Below are 15,606 nucleotides of genomic sequence, written 5' to 3' on the forward strand. Positions count from 1 at the left end.
GCGGGCTTGTCCGGGTTCGTCGACGGGCGTGTAACAGGGGTTCGGAAGGCGGCCGGGGACGGGAAATTGCCGGTCATGAACCACAACACCCCTCTCTCCCCGCGCCCCTTGCACCACCTCGCCACCGGCACCGGACGCCGTGTGCTGACCCACACGCAACTGCGGGCACACGGCGTCTCCGCCGCGGAGGCCGGAGAGCAGTGCCGTCCCGGCGGGCCCTGGCAGCAGCTGCTGCCCGGTGTCGTCCTGCTCCACCCCGGACCGCCGACGAGCGAGGAGCGGCTGCACGCGGTGCTGCTGTACGCGGCCCGGGAGCGGACCGTGAGCGTGCCCGTGCAGCCGGGCCGGGACGAGCCGTCGGCCTCTCCCTACGGCGAGGCGATGATCACCGGCCTGGCCGCGCTGACCCTGCACGGCTTCACGTCCGCTCCCCCGCTGCCGTCGCAGGAGACGTTCGACGTGCTGGTGCCGCGCCTGCGCAGGCTGCGGTCGACGGGCTGCGCCCGGATCGTGCGGGCCGCCGCGCTGCCGGTCCCGGAGCAGGTCACGGGCCTGCCGGTGGCGCCGGTGCCGCGGGCGCTGGCCGACGCGGTGGCAGGTCTGAAGGACGCGGTCGTGGTGCGCCGGCTGCTGACGGAGGCGGTGCGCGGCGGGCACTGCGAACCGGCGGCGGTCGTACGGGAGCTGACGGCGGCGAAGCTGCTGCACCGCCCGTACGTGGTGGACGCGGTGGACTCCCTGCTGGCCGAGGGGCGGGCGCTCGCCGAGTCGCGGCTGTACCGGATGGTCCGCGAGTACGGCCTGCCGGACCCGTGCTGGAACGTGGATCTGCGTCTGCCCGGCGGCCCGCACCTGGGCGGCCTGGACGCGTACTGGCCGGAGCAGGCGGTGGCGGTGGAGCTGGACACCCGTGCGCCCCGGCCGGGCGGGCGGCCGGAGGACGACGCCGAGTGGGTGGAGCAGGCCCGCAAGCGCGAGCACCTGGAGCGTCTGGGCATCACGGTCGTGCACATCACCCCGCGCAAGCTGCGGGACGCGGCGGAGCAGCAGGCGGCGGTGGTCCGCACGGCCCTGATGGCGTCGGCGGACCGCGAGCCGGCCGCGTACGTCGTCGTGCTGCCCCGCTAGTGCGGCGGCCCGCCGCGCCGGGGAGGGGACGGCGGACCGCCGGGGACCGCGGTGTGCCCCGGCGGCCGCCCGCGGATCAGTCGCCGCAGTACTCCGCGTCGATCACCGCCTCGGTGTCCCCGCTCCAGTCGCCGTTGAAGTTGAACGCCAGGGAGTGGCGCCCGTCTCGGGTGGTGACGGCGTCGGAGGTGGACCCGTGGATGCCGCCGCCGTGGCCCCAGACGGTCACCCCGCAGCTGAGCTCGGTGCTCATCAGGCCCAGCCCGTAGCCGTGGGTGTCGTCCACCGTCACCGTGTCGGTCATCTTGTCCAGCTGCTTCTTCGGCAGCAGCCGGCCGGTGAGCAGAGCGCGGTAGAAGCGGTTGAGGTCCTCGGAGTCGGAGATCATCTCGCCCGCCGAGAAGGCCATCGACGGGTTGAGCCGGGTGACGTCGTGGACGGGTCCGCTGCCGTCCTCGGTGAGCTTGCCGTAGGCGCGGCTGCTGGGTCCGGGCACGCCGGTGCGGGTGCCGGGGACCGAGGTGCCGGCGAGGTGCAGCGGCGCGAGGACGCGGCGGCGGATCTCCTCGCCGTAGGGGCGGCCGGTGGCCTTCTCGATCACGAGGCCCGCCAGCACGTAGTTGGTGTTGGAGTAGTTCCACCCGGCGCCGGGCGCGAAGTCCGGCTCGTGGGCCGTCGCGATCCGCACCAGTTCCTCGGGCGCGAGGGTGTCGTAGCGGTGCCGGAGGAAGCCGTCCTTCAGGAAGTAGGTACGGCCGAAGTCCTCGTCGGCCGTGTAGTTGAAGATCCCGCTGGTGTGGTTGAGCAGCTGCCGCAGGGTGATCCGGGTGCCGTCGTGGCCGTTGCCGGTGACGAGGCCGGGCAGCCAGGAGTCGACGGTGTCGTCCAGCGACAGCCTGCCCTCGGCCTCCAGCTGGAGCAGCACCGTGGCCACGAAGGTCTTGGTGATGCTGCCGACCCGGTAGCGGTCGCGCGGGGAGCGCGGACGCTCCGTGCGCAGGTCACCCACCCCGGCGGTGGTCGTCCACACGCCGCGCCGGTCCTCCGCCCGCAGTGTCACGCCGGGAACCCCGCCCTGGACCGCGGCCCGCACGGTCCGGGCGGTCGCCTTGTGGTCGCCGGTGTCCCCGGTACGGTCCGCGCCGGGTCCCGCCGCGACCGCGGGGGCCGCGAGGGCCGCCGAGAGGGCCACCGCCACCGCTGCCACCGCCGTCGTCCGCATCCGCTTCCGCATGCTCGTGCCTCCCCTGTCCGTCGTGCCTGGTCGCGGGGAGGGACCGCGCCGAGGGGCGTCGGGGTTGCCGCGACTCGCGACGGTTGATCGGGTTTCGGCCGTTCCGCGCGCCCGCGTGGTCGTCACCTCGGGCCGGCTTCCAGGTGTCCCGACGCGGGGCGTTCGCGCCACAGCCGCAGGGCGGTGTCGACCAGGCGGATGCGGTCGAGGCGGGGGACGGCGTCGAGGGGCTGCCAGGCGGCGTGTTCGGTGGAGCCGCCGACCTCGTCGCGCAGCTCACCGCCGGTGACCCGGCCCTCGTAGAGCAGCCGCAGGCCGTGGTGGTCGGCCGGGCGGCGGAAGCGGCCGGGCAGGGTGCGGCGGCTGGAGTCGATCCCGAGGAGCCCGGTGACCTCGACGAGGTAGCCGGTCTCCTCCTCCAGTTCTCGACGCACGGTGTCGTAGGGGTCCTCGCCGTGTTCCATGCCGCCGCCCGGCAGCACCCACTCGGGGCGGCCGTCGTCGTCCCGCGCCTGTGCGAGCAGGAGCTGTCCTTCGCGCACCACCACGGCGTAGGCCGCCACCCTCAACGTCCGTCGCATCGCCGGACGGTAACCCGGACCGCCCGGGAGGCGCAGGGGAGTATTCGGGCGGGTCCGCACTGTGGACACCCACCCTGCATGAGCATGACGGACTTGTCCGCTTCCGGCGCGAACTCCCCTTACGTGTACCGGGGGTTTTCCCCACACCTCCACCGGCCTTCCGGTCAACCCTCGCCAAACATCAGCCCTTTACGCGAAGCTCATCGATCGTCCGGTAGTGCACTTCCGGACCCCCGCGACCAGGACCGATCACCCCTGGCCGCTCCCGATCGTTCGCTCCTTGCAAGGGATGCCGATGACCAACTCCCCGCAGCGCGCCCCCATATCGGGCACCAGACGCGCGGCCCGCATAGCCGTCGCCGCCGGTCTCGTCGCCGCGCTCTCCGCGGCCGGGCCGGTCCCGCTGGCCCTCGCGGCCGACAGCCCGGCCGCCGCCCCGGCCGACGCGGACGTCAAGTCCGCCCACGACAAGCTCGGCTCGCACGACGCGGAACTGCTCGCCGAGGCCAAGGCCGACGGCTCCAAGCACGTCACGATGATGATCGCGACCGCCCCCGGTAAGACCGCGCAGGTCACGGAGGAGATCGAGGCGCTCAAGGGCGCCTCGGTCGGCCGCTCGGACGACAAGCTCGGTTACGTCCGCGCCACCGTGCCCACCGGCAAGGCCGACGCGGCGATCGCCGCCGCCACCAAGCTCTCCTCCGTGCACGGCGTCGACCTGCGCGACGAGATCCCGCTCGACGACCCGACCCCGGCCGCCGACACCACGAAGGCCACCAAGGGCAAGGGCAAGAGCGCCAAGAGCTACCCGGCGCCCGACCGGAAGACGCCTGCGAAGAACCCGTACAACCCGTCCTTCGAGACGGGCGCCGTGGACTTCGTGAAGAAGAACCCCAAGGCGGACGGCCGCGGCGTCACCATCGGCATCCTCGACTCCGGCGTGGACCTCGGCCACCCGGCGCTGCAGAAGACCACCACCGGCGAGCGCAAGATCGTCGACTGGGTCACGGCGACCGACCCGATCGTGGACGGCGACCAGACCTGGCGCCCCATGGTCAACGCGGTCTCCGGCCCGACCTTCACCTACGGCGGCGCGACCTGGAAGGCCCCGCAGGGCAGCTACCAGATCAGCCTCTTCCGCGAGTCCTACACCGCGGGCGGCGACGCGGCCGGCGACGCCAACCGCGACGGCGACACCACCGACGTCTGGGGCGTGCTCTACGACCCGGCCAAGGGCACGGTCCGCGTCGACCTGAACAACAACCAGGACTTCTCGGACGACACCCCGATGAAGCCGTACAAGGACGGCTTCCAGATCGGCTACTTCGGCACCGACGACCCGAAGACCGACGTCGTCGAGCGCCAGCCGTTCGTCGTGGAGATCCGCAAGGACGTCCCGATGGACCCCTACGGCGGCGACTGGATCGGCCAGAAGGCCGACTTCGTCAACATCGGCGTCATCGAGGGCTCGCACGGCTCGCACGTGGCCGGCATCACCGCCGCCAACGGTCTGTTCGGCGGCAGGATGAACGGCGCCGCGCCCGGCGCCAAGTTGGTCTCCTCCCGCGCCTGCACCTGGTCCGGCGGCTGCACCAACGTCGCGCTCACCGAGGGCATGATCGACCTCGTCACCAAGCGCGGCGTCGACATCGTCAACATGTCCATCGGCGGCCTGCCCGCGCTGAACGACGGCAACAACGCCCGCGCCGAGCTGTACAACCGGCTGATCGACACCTACGGCGTCCAGCTGGTGATCTCCGCGGGCAACTCCGGCCCCGGCGCCAACACCATCGGCGACCCCGCCCTGGCCGACAAGGTCATCTCGGTCGGCGCGTCCGTCTCCAAGGAGACCTGGGCCGCCAACTACGGCTCGGAGGTGAAGACCAAGTACGCGATGATGCCGTTCTCCTCGCGCGGCCCGCGTGAGGACGGCGGCTTCACGCCGACCCTGACCGCGCCCGGCGCGGCGGTCAACACCATCCAGACCTGGCTGCCGGGCGCCCCGGTCGCCGAGGCGGGCTACTCCCTGCCGGCCGGCTACGGCATGCTCCAGGGCACCTCGATGGCCTCCCCGCAGGCCGCCGGCGCCTCCGCCCTGCTGCTGTCCGCCGCGAAGCAGCAGCGCATCGGCCTCACCCCGGCGACGCTGCGCACCGCCCTCACCTCCACCGCCAAGCACATCAAGGGTGTGCAGGCCTACGAGGAGGGCGCGGGCCTGATCGACGTCGTGGACGCCTGGAAGGCGATCCGCAAGGGCGCCACCGCGCACGAGTACACGGTGAAGGCGCCGGTCGACACCGCGATCGACCAGTTCCTGAAGACCCCCGGCTCCGGCACGGGTCTGTACGACCGTGAGGGCGGCCTGAAGGCCGGCCAGAAGAAGACGTACGACATCACGGTCACCCGTACGTCCGGCCCGGACCGCGCCGTGAGCCACAAGCTGGACCTGGCGAACAACGCGGACCGCACCTTCCGCATCGTCGGCGGCGACAAGGTCTCGCTGCCGCTGAACAAGCCGGTGACCGTCAAGGTCCAGGCCCAGTCCCGCACGGCCGGCATCAAGAGCGCGATCCTCGAGGTCGACGACCCGCGCACCGAGGGCGTGGACCGGCAGATCCTCACCACCGTGGTCGTCTCCACGCCGGTGAAGTACACCTACTCGGCGAAGGGCACGGTCCAGCGCAACAGCACGACCTCCTACTTCGTCACCGTGCCCGAGGGCGCGAAGACGCTGGAGGTCGCGATGAGCGGGCTGAAGGCGACGAGCCAGACCCGGTTCATCTCCATCCACCCGTACGGTGTGCCGGCCGACCCGACGTCGACGGTCAACTGCTACCCGAACTACAGCAACCCGGCGAACACCTGCCGCCCCGACGTGCGGTCGTACGCGGCCCCGCAGCCGGGCGTCTGGGAGATCGAGGTCGAGGCGCGCCGCACCTCGCCGCTGCTCGACAACCCGTACAAGCTGGACGTCGCGGTGCTCGGCGCGGCCTTCGACCCGGAGACCGTCACGGTGGCCGAGGCGAAGGTCGGCACCCCGGCCGCCGTCGAGTGGACGGTGACCAACGAGGCCGCCGCGATCGACGGCAAGCTGGTCGGAGGTCCGCTCGGCTCGTCGAAGACGGCCCGCCCGTCGATCGCCACGGGTGACGTCCACACCACCACGGTCGAGGTGCCGGAGGGCGCCGCGTCGCTGGACGTGTCGATCGGCAACGTCTCCGACACCGCCGCCGACCTGGACCTGGCCGTGTACGACGAGGCCGGGAACCGGGTCGCGCAGTCCGCGGACGGCGACTCGGAGGAGTCCGTCTCCATCGCCTCCCCGAAGGCCGGCACGTACACCGTCGAGGTGGACGGCTACTCGGTCCCGGCCGGCACGACGGAGTACGACTACCTGGACGTGTTCTTCTCCGCCACGCTCGGCACCGTCACCGTCGACGAGTCCGCGCCGGTGAAGCTGGGCACGGGCGCCGAGGCCGCCGTCTCGGGCGAGGTCACCGTCGCCGCCGCCGCTCCCGAGGGGCGCGCGTTCTTCGGCCGCGTGCAGCTGGTGAACGCGCGTGACACGGTCGCGGGCATCGGCAACGTGGCGATCGAGAGGGTCGTCGAGTAGTCGCGTACCGCATCGGACAGGAGGGGCGGGCGTCCGTACGGGCGCCCGCCCCTCCGCCGTGTCGCGCCCCGCTCAGTCGCAGCTCGCGGCGCGCGAGGCGGGGAGAGCGGCGGCGATCCCGGCCCGGACGGGGGCGATCTCCGCCTCGCCGACGACCGTCCGGTCCGGGTGGGTGAGGCCGGGGGACAGGCCGACCAGCACCTGGTCGCCCAGGCGCAGCGGGACGTCCGCCGCGTCGTTCCGGACGAAGGTCACCGGCCCGTCGCCCTTGTAGTACCGGCTCGCCGCCAGGGTGACCCGCTGGACGCCGCCGGCGCCCGGCACCTCCTCCAGCGCCGTGACCCTGCCCTCGGCGACGAGGCGGGCGCACGCCAGGTAGCGGGGGCCGAAGGCGGCGGAGCCGGTGTCCTCCTTGGCGTCCGAGGCGAACCCAGGGCTCGCCGAGTCGGCCGAGGAGCCGCCCTGGGCCACGAGCCAGCCCATGCCGAGGACCAGGCCGGCCGCCGCGGCGGCGGCGAGTCCGCCGAGCGCGAGCTTCAGCGGCCGGTACCGGGACCGTCGCCCGAGCGGTGTGGCGGGCGTGGTCCGTGCGGGGCTCGGCCCGGCCGCCCCGGCGTCCTCGGCCGGCCGCTCCCCGGCCGGAGCGGCCTCTTCTCGCCCCGCCAGCGCGTCCCCGATCAGCGTGAGCTGTTCCCGGAGCACCGCGAGGTCCGCGAGGGCGGCGTCCCGTTCCGCGCGGAACGCGGCGTCCTCCCGCAGGCCTTCGGGGAGCTCCTCCCCGAACAGGGCCACCGCGAGGGCGTCCGCCGGATGCCGCTCCCCCGCGTCCGGCCCGGGCGCCTCGTGACGGAGGGTCTCGTGCCCGGCGTCCGCACGGGCCGGCTCTCGGTCGCCGTTGTTGTCGTGGGCGGTCACGTCACACCACCTCGTCCTCGTGCAGGCGGGCGCGCAGGGCCCGTACGGCTGTGTGCAGCCTGCTCTTGACCGTGCCCTCCGGGACGCCGAGCTGCTCGGCTATGGAGCGCACCGGCAGATCGGCGTAGAAGCGCAGCACGACGACCTGGCGCTGCGCGTCGGGCAGCCGGTCCAGGCCCCGGGCGACGGCCAGCGACAGCACGCTGCTCTCCTCCCCGGAGGGCGCCTCGGCGGGCCGCAGCGCGGCCAGCCGCTCCCCCAGCCGCTCCTGCCGCCGCTTCGCCCGGTGCCAGTCCATGGCGAGGTTGGAGGCGACGACCGCCGCCCACGCCGATACGTCCCGCGGCGCCTCCCTGCCGCTCGCGGCGCGTTCCAGCAGCCGCAGACGGACCTGCTGCACCCCGTCCGGCAGGTCCGCCTGCGGCACTCCCCCGAGTGCGAGCACCGCCCGCACCCGGCGTTCCTGCGCCACGTCCAGCGGGTCGTCGTCGGCGACGTACAGCCCGCGGCCGCGTCGGGTTCTTCCGCGCAGCACCGCTCACCCCCTCACGCTGTTTCCCCTACGACGCGGCGGGCGCCCGGAACGTTCGGACGGATCCGGAGGGCGCGCCGAGGCGTACGTCACACCTTCGTGTGGACGGGGTGGGCCTGGGCAGGGGTCCTTGCGGCCGACGGCCCCCGAGGGGGGAATTTCTGCAGCTCAGGGGGGTTGACGCCGAAGGTCCGCAACCGGCGCCCCCAGCCGGTTCGTCCCACTGTGCGGGCGGTCGTGGCAAAGAATTGGACAGCCGGGGCGTGGTCGGCCGCATGATGGAAGCGCCCCGTCCAGGCACATCAGGTACGCGAGAGACGCAGTAGGGAGTCGCCGTGAGGGTCGGAATCGTCGGAGCCACCGGTCAGGTGGGCACGGTCATGCGCAGGATCCTCAAGGAGCGGAACTTCCCGGTCACGGAGCTGCGCCTGTTCGCCTCGGCCCGTTCCGCGGGCACGGAGCTGGACGGCGTGACGGTGGAGGACGCCTCCACCGCCGACTACACCGGCCTGGACATCGTGCTGTTCTCCGCGGGCGGCGCGACCTCCAGGGCGCTGGCCGAGAAGGTCGCCTCGCAGGGCCCCGTGGTGATCGACAACTCGTCGGCCTGGCGCAAGGACCCCGAGGTCCCCCTCGTCGTCTCCGAGGTCAACCCGCACGCGATCGCGAACCGTCCCAAGGGCATCATCGCGAACCCGAACTGCACGACCATGGCCGCGATGCCGGTGCTGCGTCCGCTGCACGCGGAGGCGGGCCTGGAGGCGCTGGTCGTCGCCACGTACCAGGCGGTGTCCGGTTCCGGTCTCGCGGGCGTCGCGGAGCTGCACGGCCAGACGCAGAAGGTGATCGACGAGGCCGACAAGCTGACGCACGACGGCGCGGCGGCCGACTTCCCCGAGCCCGGCGTCTACAAGCGCCCCATCGCCTTCAACGTGCTGCCCTTCGCGGGCAACCTCGTCGACGACGGTCTGAACGAGACCGACGAGGAGCAGAAGCTGCGCAACGAGTCGCGCAAGATCCTGGACATCCCGGAGCTGAAGGTCTCGGGCACCTGCGTGCGCGTCCCGGTCTTCTCCGGCCACTCGCTCCAGATCAACGCCCGGTTCGCCCGCCCGATCAGCCCGGAGCGCGCGACCGAGCTGCTGTCCGAGGCGCCCGGCGTGGTCCTCACGGACATCCCGACCCCGCTGCAGGCCGCCGGCCAGGACCCGTCGTACGTCGGCCGCATCCGCAGCGACGAGACGGTGGAGAACGGCCTGGCGCTGTTCGTCTCCAACGACAACCTCCGCAAGGGCGCGGCCCTGAACGCGGTGCAGATCGCGGAGCTGGTGGCGCAGGAACTGAGCGCCTGACGCCGCAGACACGACCGAGGGGGCGGGCCCGACGTGGGCCCGCCCCCTGACGCGTTCGGAGCGTCTGGCGCCGGCGCAGGGCCACGTCGATCCCGGCCATGCGCTGCCGGGGGGGACGGCGCCGACCCGATGCGGCAGCCGGTCGGGAGGAGCACCTTGCCTACCCGCACCCCGACGTGGCGGACCGCCGGTCGGGAGCCGTCCGGACGGCTCCCGACACAGGGGTATCCCCATGCCTGCGGTTTCGTCATCGCCTGATGCCGATCTCGCGTGGAAGGATGGCGCAACCCACACATATCGAGGAGATGACCGCGTGCCTGGCACAAACCTGACCCGCGAAGAGGCGCAGCAGCGGGCGAAGCTGCTGACCGTTGACTCGTACGAGATCGATCTCGATCTCTCCGGCGCGCAGGAGGGGGGCACTTACCGGTCCGTGACCACGGTGCGCTTCGACGTCGCCGAGGACGGCGCGGAGTCCTTCATCGACCTGGTGGCCCCGACCGTCCACGAGATCACCCTGAACGGTGACGCGCTGGACCCCGCCGAGGCCTTCGCCGACTCCCGGATCACCCTGCCCGGCCTGCTGAAGGGCCGCAACGTGCTGCGGGTGAGCGCCGACTGCGCGTACACCAACACGGGTGAGGGCCTGCACCGCTTCGTCGACCCGGTGGACGACCAGGCGTACCTGTACACGCAGTTCGAGGTGCCGGACGCCCGCCGGGTCTTCGCCAGCTTCGAGCAGCCGGACCTCAAGGCGACGTTCCAGTTCACGGTGAAGGCGCCGGAGGGCTGGACGGTCATCTCCAACTCGCCCACGCCGGAGCCCAAGGACAACGTGTGGGCCTTCGCGCCCACCCCGCGTCTGTCGTCGTACGTCACGGCGCTGATCGCGGGCCCGTACCACTCGGTGCACAGCGTGTACGAGAAGGACGGCCGGTCGGTGCCGCTCGGCATCTACTGCCGGCCCTCGCTCGCCGAGTACCTCGACGCGGACGCCATCTTCGAGGTGACCAGGCAGGGCTTCGACTGGTTCCAGGAGAAGTTCGACTACGCCTACCCGTTCGAGAAGTACGACCAGCTGTTCGTGCCCGAGTTCAACGCGGGCGCGATGGAGAACGCGGGCGCGGTCACCATCCGGGACCAGTACGTCTTCCGCTCGAAGGTGACGGACGCGGCGTACGAGGTGCGTGCGGCCACGATCCTGCACGAGCTGGCGCACATGTGGTTCGGCGACCTGGTCACCATGGAGTGGTGGAACGACCTGTGGCTGAACGAGTCGTTCGCCACCTTCGCCGAGGCCGCCTGCCAGGCCGACGCGCCCGGCTCCAAGTGGCCGCACTCGTGGACGACGTTCGCGAACCAGATGAAGACCTGGGCCTACCGCCAGGACCAGCTGCCGTCCACGCACCCGATCATGGCGGACATCCGCGACCTGGACGACGTCCTGGTCAACTTCGACGGCATCACGTACGCCAAGGGCGCCTCGGTGCTGAAGCAGCTCGTCGCCTACGTCGGCGAGGACGAGTTCTTCCGGGGCGTGCAGGCGTACTTCAAGCGCCACGCGTACGGCAACACGCGCCTGTCCGACCTGCTGGGAGCCCTGGAGGAGACCTCCGGCCGCGATCTGAAGACCTGGTCGAAGAAGTGGCTGGAGACGGCCGGCATCAACGTCCTGCGTCCCGAGATCGAGACGGACGACGCGGGCGTCATCACCTCCTTCGCCGTCCGCCAGGAGGCCCCGGCGCTCCCCGTCGGTGCGAAGGGCGAGCCGACCCTGCGCCCGCACCGCATCGCGATCGGCCTGTACGACCTGGACGAGGCGACCGGCAAGCTGGTCCGCGGGGACAGGGTCGAGCTGGACGTGGACGGCGAGCTGACCGCCGTGCCGCAGCTCGCGGGCAAGCGCCGCCCGGCGGTGATCCTGCTCAACGACGACGACCTGTCGTACGCCAAGGTCCGCCTGGACGAGCAGTCCCTCGCCGTCGTCACCGGACACCTGGGCGACTTCGAGTCGTCGCTGCCGCGGGCGCTGTGCTGGGCCTCCGCCTGGGACATGACCCGCGACGCGGAGCTGCCCGTGCGGGACTACCTGTCGCTGGTGCTGTCGGGCGTCGGCAAGGAGTCCGACATCGGTGTCGTGCAGTCGCTGCACCGGCAGGTGAAGCTGGCCCTCGACCTGTACGCCGACCCGGCCGCCCGCGAGGCGCTGCTGACCCGCTGGACCGACGCCACGCTGGCCCACCTGCGGTCCGCCGAGCCGGGCAGCGACCACCAGCTGGCGTGGGCGCGCGCGTTCGCGGCGACCGCCCGCACCCCGGAGCAGCTGGACCTGCTGGAGGCGCTGCTGGCCGGCACGCAGACCCTGGAGGGCCTGGCCGTCGACACCGAGCTGCGCTGGACGTTCGTGCAGCGGCTGGCGGCGGTGGGCCGGTTCGACGAGGCGGAGATCACCGCCGAGTACGAGCTGGACAGGACTGCCGCGGGCGAGCGGCACGCGGCCACCGCGCGGGCGGCCCGCCCGACGGAGGAGGCCAAGGCGGAGGCGTGGGCCTCGGTCGTCGAGTCCGACAAGCTGCCGAACGCGGTCCAGGAGGCCGTCATCGCCGGCTTCGTGCAGACCGACCAGCGCGAGCTGCTGGCGCCGTACACGGACAAGTACTTCGAGGCGCTGGCGGACGTGTGGGCGTCCCGCTCGCACGAGATGGCCCAGCAGATCGCCGTCGGCCTCTACCCGGGCATCCAGGTCACCGGTGAGACTCTCGACAGGACGGACGCCTGGCTGGCCTCCGCCGAGCCGGGCGCGGCCCTGCGCCGCCTGGTCTCGGAGTCCCGCGCGGGCGTGGAACGCGCCCTGCGCGCGCAGGCGGCGGACGCGGCGGCGACGTCGGCGTAACGCCGTCCCGACACCGAGAAGGGGCGCCCGGCTTCCCGGCCGGGCGCCCCTTCCGTCATGTGGCGGGCCCGGACGGCACGCCCGCCCCGGCGGCCTCCCAGGCCGCCTCGACCATCCGGAAGATCTCGTCCACCGCGGTCTCCGGGTCGTCCGCCTCCCGGGCCAGCGCGAAGGCGTCCACGACGAACCGGGCGACGGCCCGGCACGCGGTGGCGCCGCCCGGCGCGCCCGGTTCCGCGGCGAGGGCGGCCGCCAGGGTCTCCGCGTGCCGCAGCCGCATGGAGCTCTCGTACTCCCGCAGGGCGGGTGAGGCGTCGATCATCCGCCACACGGGGGCGGCCTCGTCGGCCAGGCAGTGGCGCACCAGGGCGAGCGTCTCCTCGCGCAGCGCGGGCACGAGCGGTGCGCCGGGCGCGCGGTCGGTCACCGCGCGGGCGAGACGCCGCTCGAAGTCCGCGTCCCGCTCGAACACCAGGGCCTCCTTGGAGGCGAAGTGGGAGAAGACGGTGGTGACGGCCACGTCGGCCTCGGCAGCCACGTCCCGGATGCCCACCGCGTCGTACCCGCGCTCCAGGAAGAGCCGCAGGGCGGTGTCGGCGATCTTCTGACGTGTGGCGGCCTTCTTGCGCTCTCGACGTCCGGACGGCGGCTGCTCGGGCATGAGCCGAACGCTAGCAGATACAAAACCCTAACGACTTCAATAAACTAACCGTTAGTGTTACGGTCGGCGGCATGAAGAAAGTGAGCTACGCCGAGTTCGGCGGCCCCGACGTCCTTCACCTCATCGACGCGGACGAGCCCCACGCGGGCCCGGGAGAGATACGCATCGCCGTGCGCGCGGCCGGGGTGAACCCCGTCGACTGGAGGATCCGGGAGGGCCAGATGCGTCCCGCTCTCCCGGCGTCACTGCCCGCGGGCGTCGGGCTGGACGCGGCGGGGGTGGTGGACGAGGTCGGCGAGGGCGTCACGGATGTGGCGGTCGGTGACCGCGTCTTCGGCGAAGGGACCGACACCTACGCGGAGTTCGCGGTACTGCACGCCTGGGCCCGGATGCCCGAAGGCCTCTCCTTCGAGGAGGCGGCCGGCTATCCGTCCGTCATGGAGACGGCCCTGCGCATCCTGGGCGAGTGCGGTGTCCGCCCCGGACAGACGCTGCTGGTCAGCGGCGCGTCGGGCGGGGTCGGCTCGGCGGTGCTGCAGATCGCCAGGGACCGCGGCATCACGGTGGTCGGCACGGCCGGGGCGGCCAACCTGGAGTACCTGCGCAGCCTGGGCGCGCACGCCACGACGTACGTCGAGGGCTGGCCGGAGCGGGTGCGGGCGTTCACCTCGGTCGACGCGGCCCTCGACCTGGCCGGCGCGGGCGTCCTGCGCGAGCTCGTGGAGCTCACCGGGGACCCGGCCACGGTGATCTCCATCGCGGACCGCGCCGCCCCCGAGCTGGGCGTCCGCTTCTCCGGCGTCGCGGGCAGCGTCCCGGACGCCCTGAAGGAGACGGTCCGCCTACTCGAACAGGGCGCGCTCCACATCCCGGTGGAGAAGGCCTACTCCCTCGCGGAGGCGGCCGCCGCCCACGCCGACAGCCGGGCGGGGCACACGAGGGGGCGGCGGGTGATCGTGATCTGACCGCACGCGGTGCGGTGGGCCGGGCGGCGCTACACCAGCCCGCCCGGCCGCTTCAGGGCGTCCACGAACGCGGCGAACGCCGGGGCAGGCACGGTGAGGGTGCCGCGGGCCGGCGACTTGGAGTCGCGTATGGCTGTCCAGGCAGGGAGCGACGCGACTTCTACGCAGGCGTTGCCCTCCCCGCCCCCGGAGTAGGACGACTTCTTCCACACGTCGGGCGTCGTCACCACGAACCTCAGAGCTCCTTCGCAAGCCGATGGATGAACGCGCGCGAACGCCCGGGGTCGAGCGCCACCGCCTCCAGCCTACGGAAGAGCGTTCGGTAGCGGAGCAGTTGAGCGGCGGCGTCGACGAACACGGTCCCGTGCGGGCCGTCTCGCACGACGGTGTCCAGCGCACGCACGGGGCCGCCCGCGTACACGACGGCGCCGTCGGCCCCGCCGAAGCCGTCCACGTCGAAGGGGATGACCCGCACGGTGATGTGATCCGCCTCCGACAGGCCGGTGACGCGCAGCAGTTGAGCCCGCGCCTGTGCCCGGTCTCCGACCCGGATGCGCAGCGCCGCTTCATGAACGACCGCCTCGTACGGGACCGGGTCGGCCCGCTCGAGGACGATCCGTCGCCTCATACGGTGCTCCACCCACCGGTCGATCTCCTGCTTCGGCAGTTCGGGGTTGACGTATGAGAACAAGGCCCGCGCATAGTCTTCGGTCTGCAACAGGCCCGGTACACGCAGGAAGTCGACGTCCCACCTGAAGACGGAGTGATGTTCCAGCTCGGCCAGGTCGAGGAACGCCGTCGGCAGCCGCCCTCGGTACTCCTCCCACCAGCCAGGTGTCCGATCGGTGGCCATCGCGACGAGCGCTGCGATCACCTCGTCGTCCTCGCACGCGTAGTGAGCGACCATCCGCCGAAGCCGGTCCTCGCTCACACCCGCCACTCCGGACTCGATCTGGCTGATCTGCACGGAGTTGACCCCGAGAAGGGCGGCCGCCTCCGTCGCCCTGTACCCGGCGGCCTCCCGCAGCTTGCGAAGCTCGGCGCCGAGGCGCTGCTGACGTGCCGTGGGCTGCCGTCTCGGCGGCATCGCCTACCCCTTTCAACGGCCGTGACTGCGTGACTCGTTCGGGGCAGATTACGCGACCCGCTTGCTGCGGCATAAATTTATGACGTACTTTCGGTGACGTACCGATCACTCTATGCACCTGGCCGCGGAAGCGCACCGCCCCGTCCTGCCCTGACGGGCGGCAATGACACCGCCGCCTCCCTCCCCACCGACGCGAGGAGTCCGCATGCCCGAAACCGAACCGTGGGAGTACTCCCTCCACGTCCCGAACGACCCCAGAGCCGTGCCCGTGTGCCGCCGCACGCTCCGCCTCATCCTCACGGTGCACGGCCTGATCGGCCTGGTCGACGTCGCCGAACTCCTCGCGGCGGAACTGGTGTCCAACGCCGTGCGGCACACCAAGAGCCCCGCGGCACTACGCGTACGTTGGTCGCGCACGGGTGTCCTGCGGATCGGGGCCTGGGACGCCGACCCCTCACCCCCCGAGCCTCCCCGGCCCTTCACGCCGGACCCCGACCGCGAGGACGGACGAGGGCTGGCACTGGTGCGGGCCTGCGCCGACGTATGGGGCTGGCAGCCGCTCACCAGGGAAGGCAACCGGGGCAAGGTCGTGTGGTGCGAGCTGGGTTCGCACCACGAAGGTGTCGGCGCGATCGGATACTGACG

The 15,606-nt window shown here is 72.4% G+C and carries 13 protein-coding genes; 6 read left to right on the forward strand and 7 right to left on the reverse strand.

Annotated features, from left to right (window positions below):
* The first annotated feature begins 75 nt into the window (after nucleotides 1–75).
* Complete coding sequence (locus tag ACF1AG_RS03355) at nucleotides 76–1,128, forward strand: hypothetical protein (RefSeq protein WP_359604970.1); 1,053 nt, start codon at nucleotides 76–78, stop codon at nucleotides 1,126–1,128.
* A 76-nt stretch (nucleotides 1,129–1,204) separates the two neighbouring features.
* Here the strand turns inward: ACF1AG_RS03355 and ACF1AG_RS03360 are convergent, their stop codons facing one another.
* Together ACF1AG_RS03360 and ACF1AG_RS03365 are read right to left on the reverse strand one after the other, a co-directional pair.
* Nucleotides 1,205–2,362: a serine hydrolase domain-containing protein gene (locus ACF1AG_RS03360; protein WP_359604968.1), complete on the reverse strand. Its 1,158-nt coding sequence runs from the start codon at nucleotides 2,360–2,362 to the stop codon at nucleotides 1,205–1,207.
* Nucleotides 2,363–2,484: 122 nt separating this feature from the next.
* Nucleotides 2,485–2,943, reverse strand: coding sequence for an NUDIX hydrolase (locus ACF1AG_RS03365; RefSeq protein ID WP_359604967.1), 459 nt, complete (start codon nucleotides 2,941–2,943; stop codon nucleotides 2,485–2,487).
* A gap of 295 nt (nucleotides 2,944–3,238) precedes the next feature.
* Between ACF1AG_RS03365 and ACF1AG_RS03370 the strand changes: the two genes are divergently transcribed.
* Nucleotides 3,239–6,556 (forward strand): S8 family serine peptidase, encoded by a 3,318-nt coding sequence (locus tag ACF1AG_RS03370; RefSeq protein WP_391809257.1) that lies wholly within the window; start codon nucleotides 3,239–3,241, stop codon nucleotides 6,554–6,556.
* A 72-nt stretch (nucleotides 6,557–6,628) separates the two neighbouring features.
* On the opposite strand, the gene ACF1AG_RS03375 is transcribed toward ACF1AG_RS03370, so the two are convergent.
* Both ACF1AG_RS03375 and ACF1AG_RS03380 read right to left on the reverse strand, forming a co-directional pair.
* Nucleotides 6,629–7,471 (reverse strand): hypothetical protein, encoded by an 843-nt coding sequence (locus ACF1AG_RS03375; RefSeq protein WP_391809258.1) that lies wholly within the window; start codon nucleotides 7,469–7,471, stop codon nucleotides 6,629–6,631.
* A gap of 1 nt (nucleotide 7,472) precedes the next feature.
* Nucleotides 7,473–8,006, reverse strand: a complete 534-nt coding sequence (locus tag ACF1AG_RS03380) for a sigma-70 family RNA polymerase sigma factor (protein ID WP_359604961.1) — start codon at nucleotides 8,004–8,006, stop codon at nucleotides 7,473–7,475.
* A 332-nt stretch (nucleotides 8,007–8,338) separates the two neighbouring features.
* Here ACF1AG_RS03380 and ACF1AG_RS03385 point away from each other — a divergent pair, with 332 nt between their 5' ends.
* Together ACF1AG_RS03385 and pepN are read left to right on the forward strand one after the other, a co-directional pair.
* Nucleotides 8,339–9,355 carry an aspartate-semialdehyde dehydrogenase gene (locus ACF1AG_RS03385; RefSeq protein ID WP_359746562.1) on the forward strand — a complete coding sequence of 339 codons (1,017 nt, stop codon included), beginning with the start codon at nucleotides 8,339–8,341 and terminating at the stop codon, nucleotides 9,353–9,355.
* A 313-nt stretch (nucleotides 9,356–9,668) separates the two neighbouring features.
* On the forward strand, nucleotides 9,669–12,248 hold the full coding sequence (pepN, locus tag ACF1AG_RS03390; RefSeq protein WP_359604957.1) for an aminopeptidase N: 2,580 nt from the start codon (nucleotides 9,669–9,671) through the stop codon (nucleotides 12,246–12,248).
* 55 nt (nucleotides 12,249–12,303) lie between these two features.
* Here the strand turns inward: pepN and ACF1AG_RS03395 are convergent, their stop codons facing one another.
* Nucleotides 12,304–12,909 (reverse strand): TetR/AcrR family transcriptional regulator, encoded by a 606-nt coding sequence (locus ACF1AG_RS03395; RefSeq protein ID WP_058916142.1) that lies wholly within the window; start codon nucleotides 12,907–12,909, stop codon nucleotides 12,304–12,306.
* Between the two features lie 71 nt (nucleotides 12,910–12,980).
* On the opposite strand from ACF1AG_RS03395, the gene ACF1AG_RS03400 reads away from it, so the two are divergent.
* Nucleotides 12,981–13,874: an NADP-dependent oxidoreductase gene (locus ACF1AG_RS03400; protein WP_359604955.1), complete on the forward strand. Its 894-nt coding sequence runs from the start codon at nucleotides 12,981–12,983 to the stop codon at nucleotides 13,872–13,874.
* Between the two features lie 29 nt (nucleotides 13,875–13,903).
* On the opposite strand, the gene ACF1AG_RS03405 is transcribed toward ACF1AG_RS03400, so the two are convergent.
* Both ACF1AG_RS03405 and ACF1AG_RS03410 read right to left on the reverse strand, forming a co-directional pair.
* Nucleotides 13,904–14,101, reverse strand: coding sequence for a DUF397 domain-containing protein (locus ACF1AG_RS03405; protein WP_359604977.1), 198 nt, complete (start codon nucleotides 14,099–14,101; stop codon nucleotides 13,904–13,906).
* An 8-nt stretch (nucleotides 14,102–14,109) separates the two neighbouring features.
* On the reverse strand, nucleotides 14,110–14,961 hold the full coding sequence (locus ACF1AG_RS03410; protein WP_359604953.1) for a helix-turn-helix transcriptional regulator: 852 nt from the start codon (nucleotides 14,959–14,961) through the stop codon (nucleotides 14,110–14,112).
* A 205-nt stretch (nucleotides 14,962–15,166) separates the two neighbouring features.
* On the opposite strand from ACF1AG_RS03410, the gene ACF1AG_RS03415 reads away from it, so the two are divergent.
* On the forward strand, nucleotides 15,167–15,604 hold the full coding sequence (locus ACF1AG_RS03415) for an ATP-binding protein (RefSeq protein WP_359604951.1): 438 nt from the start codon (nucleotides 15,167–15,169) through the stop codon (nucleotides 15,602–15,604).
* Nucleotides 15,605–15,606: the final 2 nt, after the last annotated feature.

Source organism: Streptomyces sp. NPDC014764, from assembly GCF_043082785.1.
Classification (GTDB): domain Bacteria; phylum Actinomycetota; class Actinomycetes; order Streptomycetales; family Streptomycetaceae; genus Streptomyces; species Streptomyces althioticus.

Excerpts from the sequence above, each read along its gene's own strand:
- ACF1AG_RS03355 (WP_359604970.1), top strand. The coding sequence starts at position 76 with ATGAACCACAACACCCCTCTCTCCCCGCGCCCCTTGCACCACCTCGCC.
- ACF1AG_RS03360 (WP_359604968.1), bottom strand. The coding sequence starts at position 2,362 with ATGCGGAAGCGGATGCGGACGACGGCGGTGGCAGCGGTGGCGGTGGCC.
- ACF1AG_RS03365 (WP_359604967.1), bottom strand. The coding sequence starts at position 2,943 with ATGCGACGGACGTTGAGGGTGGCGGCCTACGCCGTGGTGGTGCGCGAA.
- ACF1AG_RS03370 (WP_391809257.1), top strand. The coding sequence starts at position 3,239 with ATGACCAACTCCCCGCAGCGCGCCCCCATATCGGGCACCAGACGCGCG.
- ACF1AG_RS03395 (WP_058916142.1), bottom strand. The coding sequence starts at position 12,909 with ATGCCCGAGCAGCCGCCGTCCGGACGTCGAGAGCGCAAGAAGGCCGCC.
- ACF1AG_RS03400 (WP_359604955.1), top strand. The coding sequence starts at position 12,981 with ATGAAGAAAGTGAGCTACGCCGAGTTCGGCGGCCCCGACGTCCTTCAC.
- ACF1AG_RS03410 (WP_359604953.1), bottom strand. The coding sequence starts at position 14,961 with ATGCCGCCGAGACGGCAGCCCACGGCACGTCAGCAGCGCCTCGGCGCC.
- ACF1AG_RS03415 (WP_359604951.1), top strand. The coding sequence starts at position 15,167 with ATGCCCGAAACCGAACCGTGGGAGTACTCCCTCCACGTCCCGAACGAC.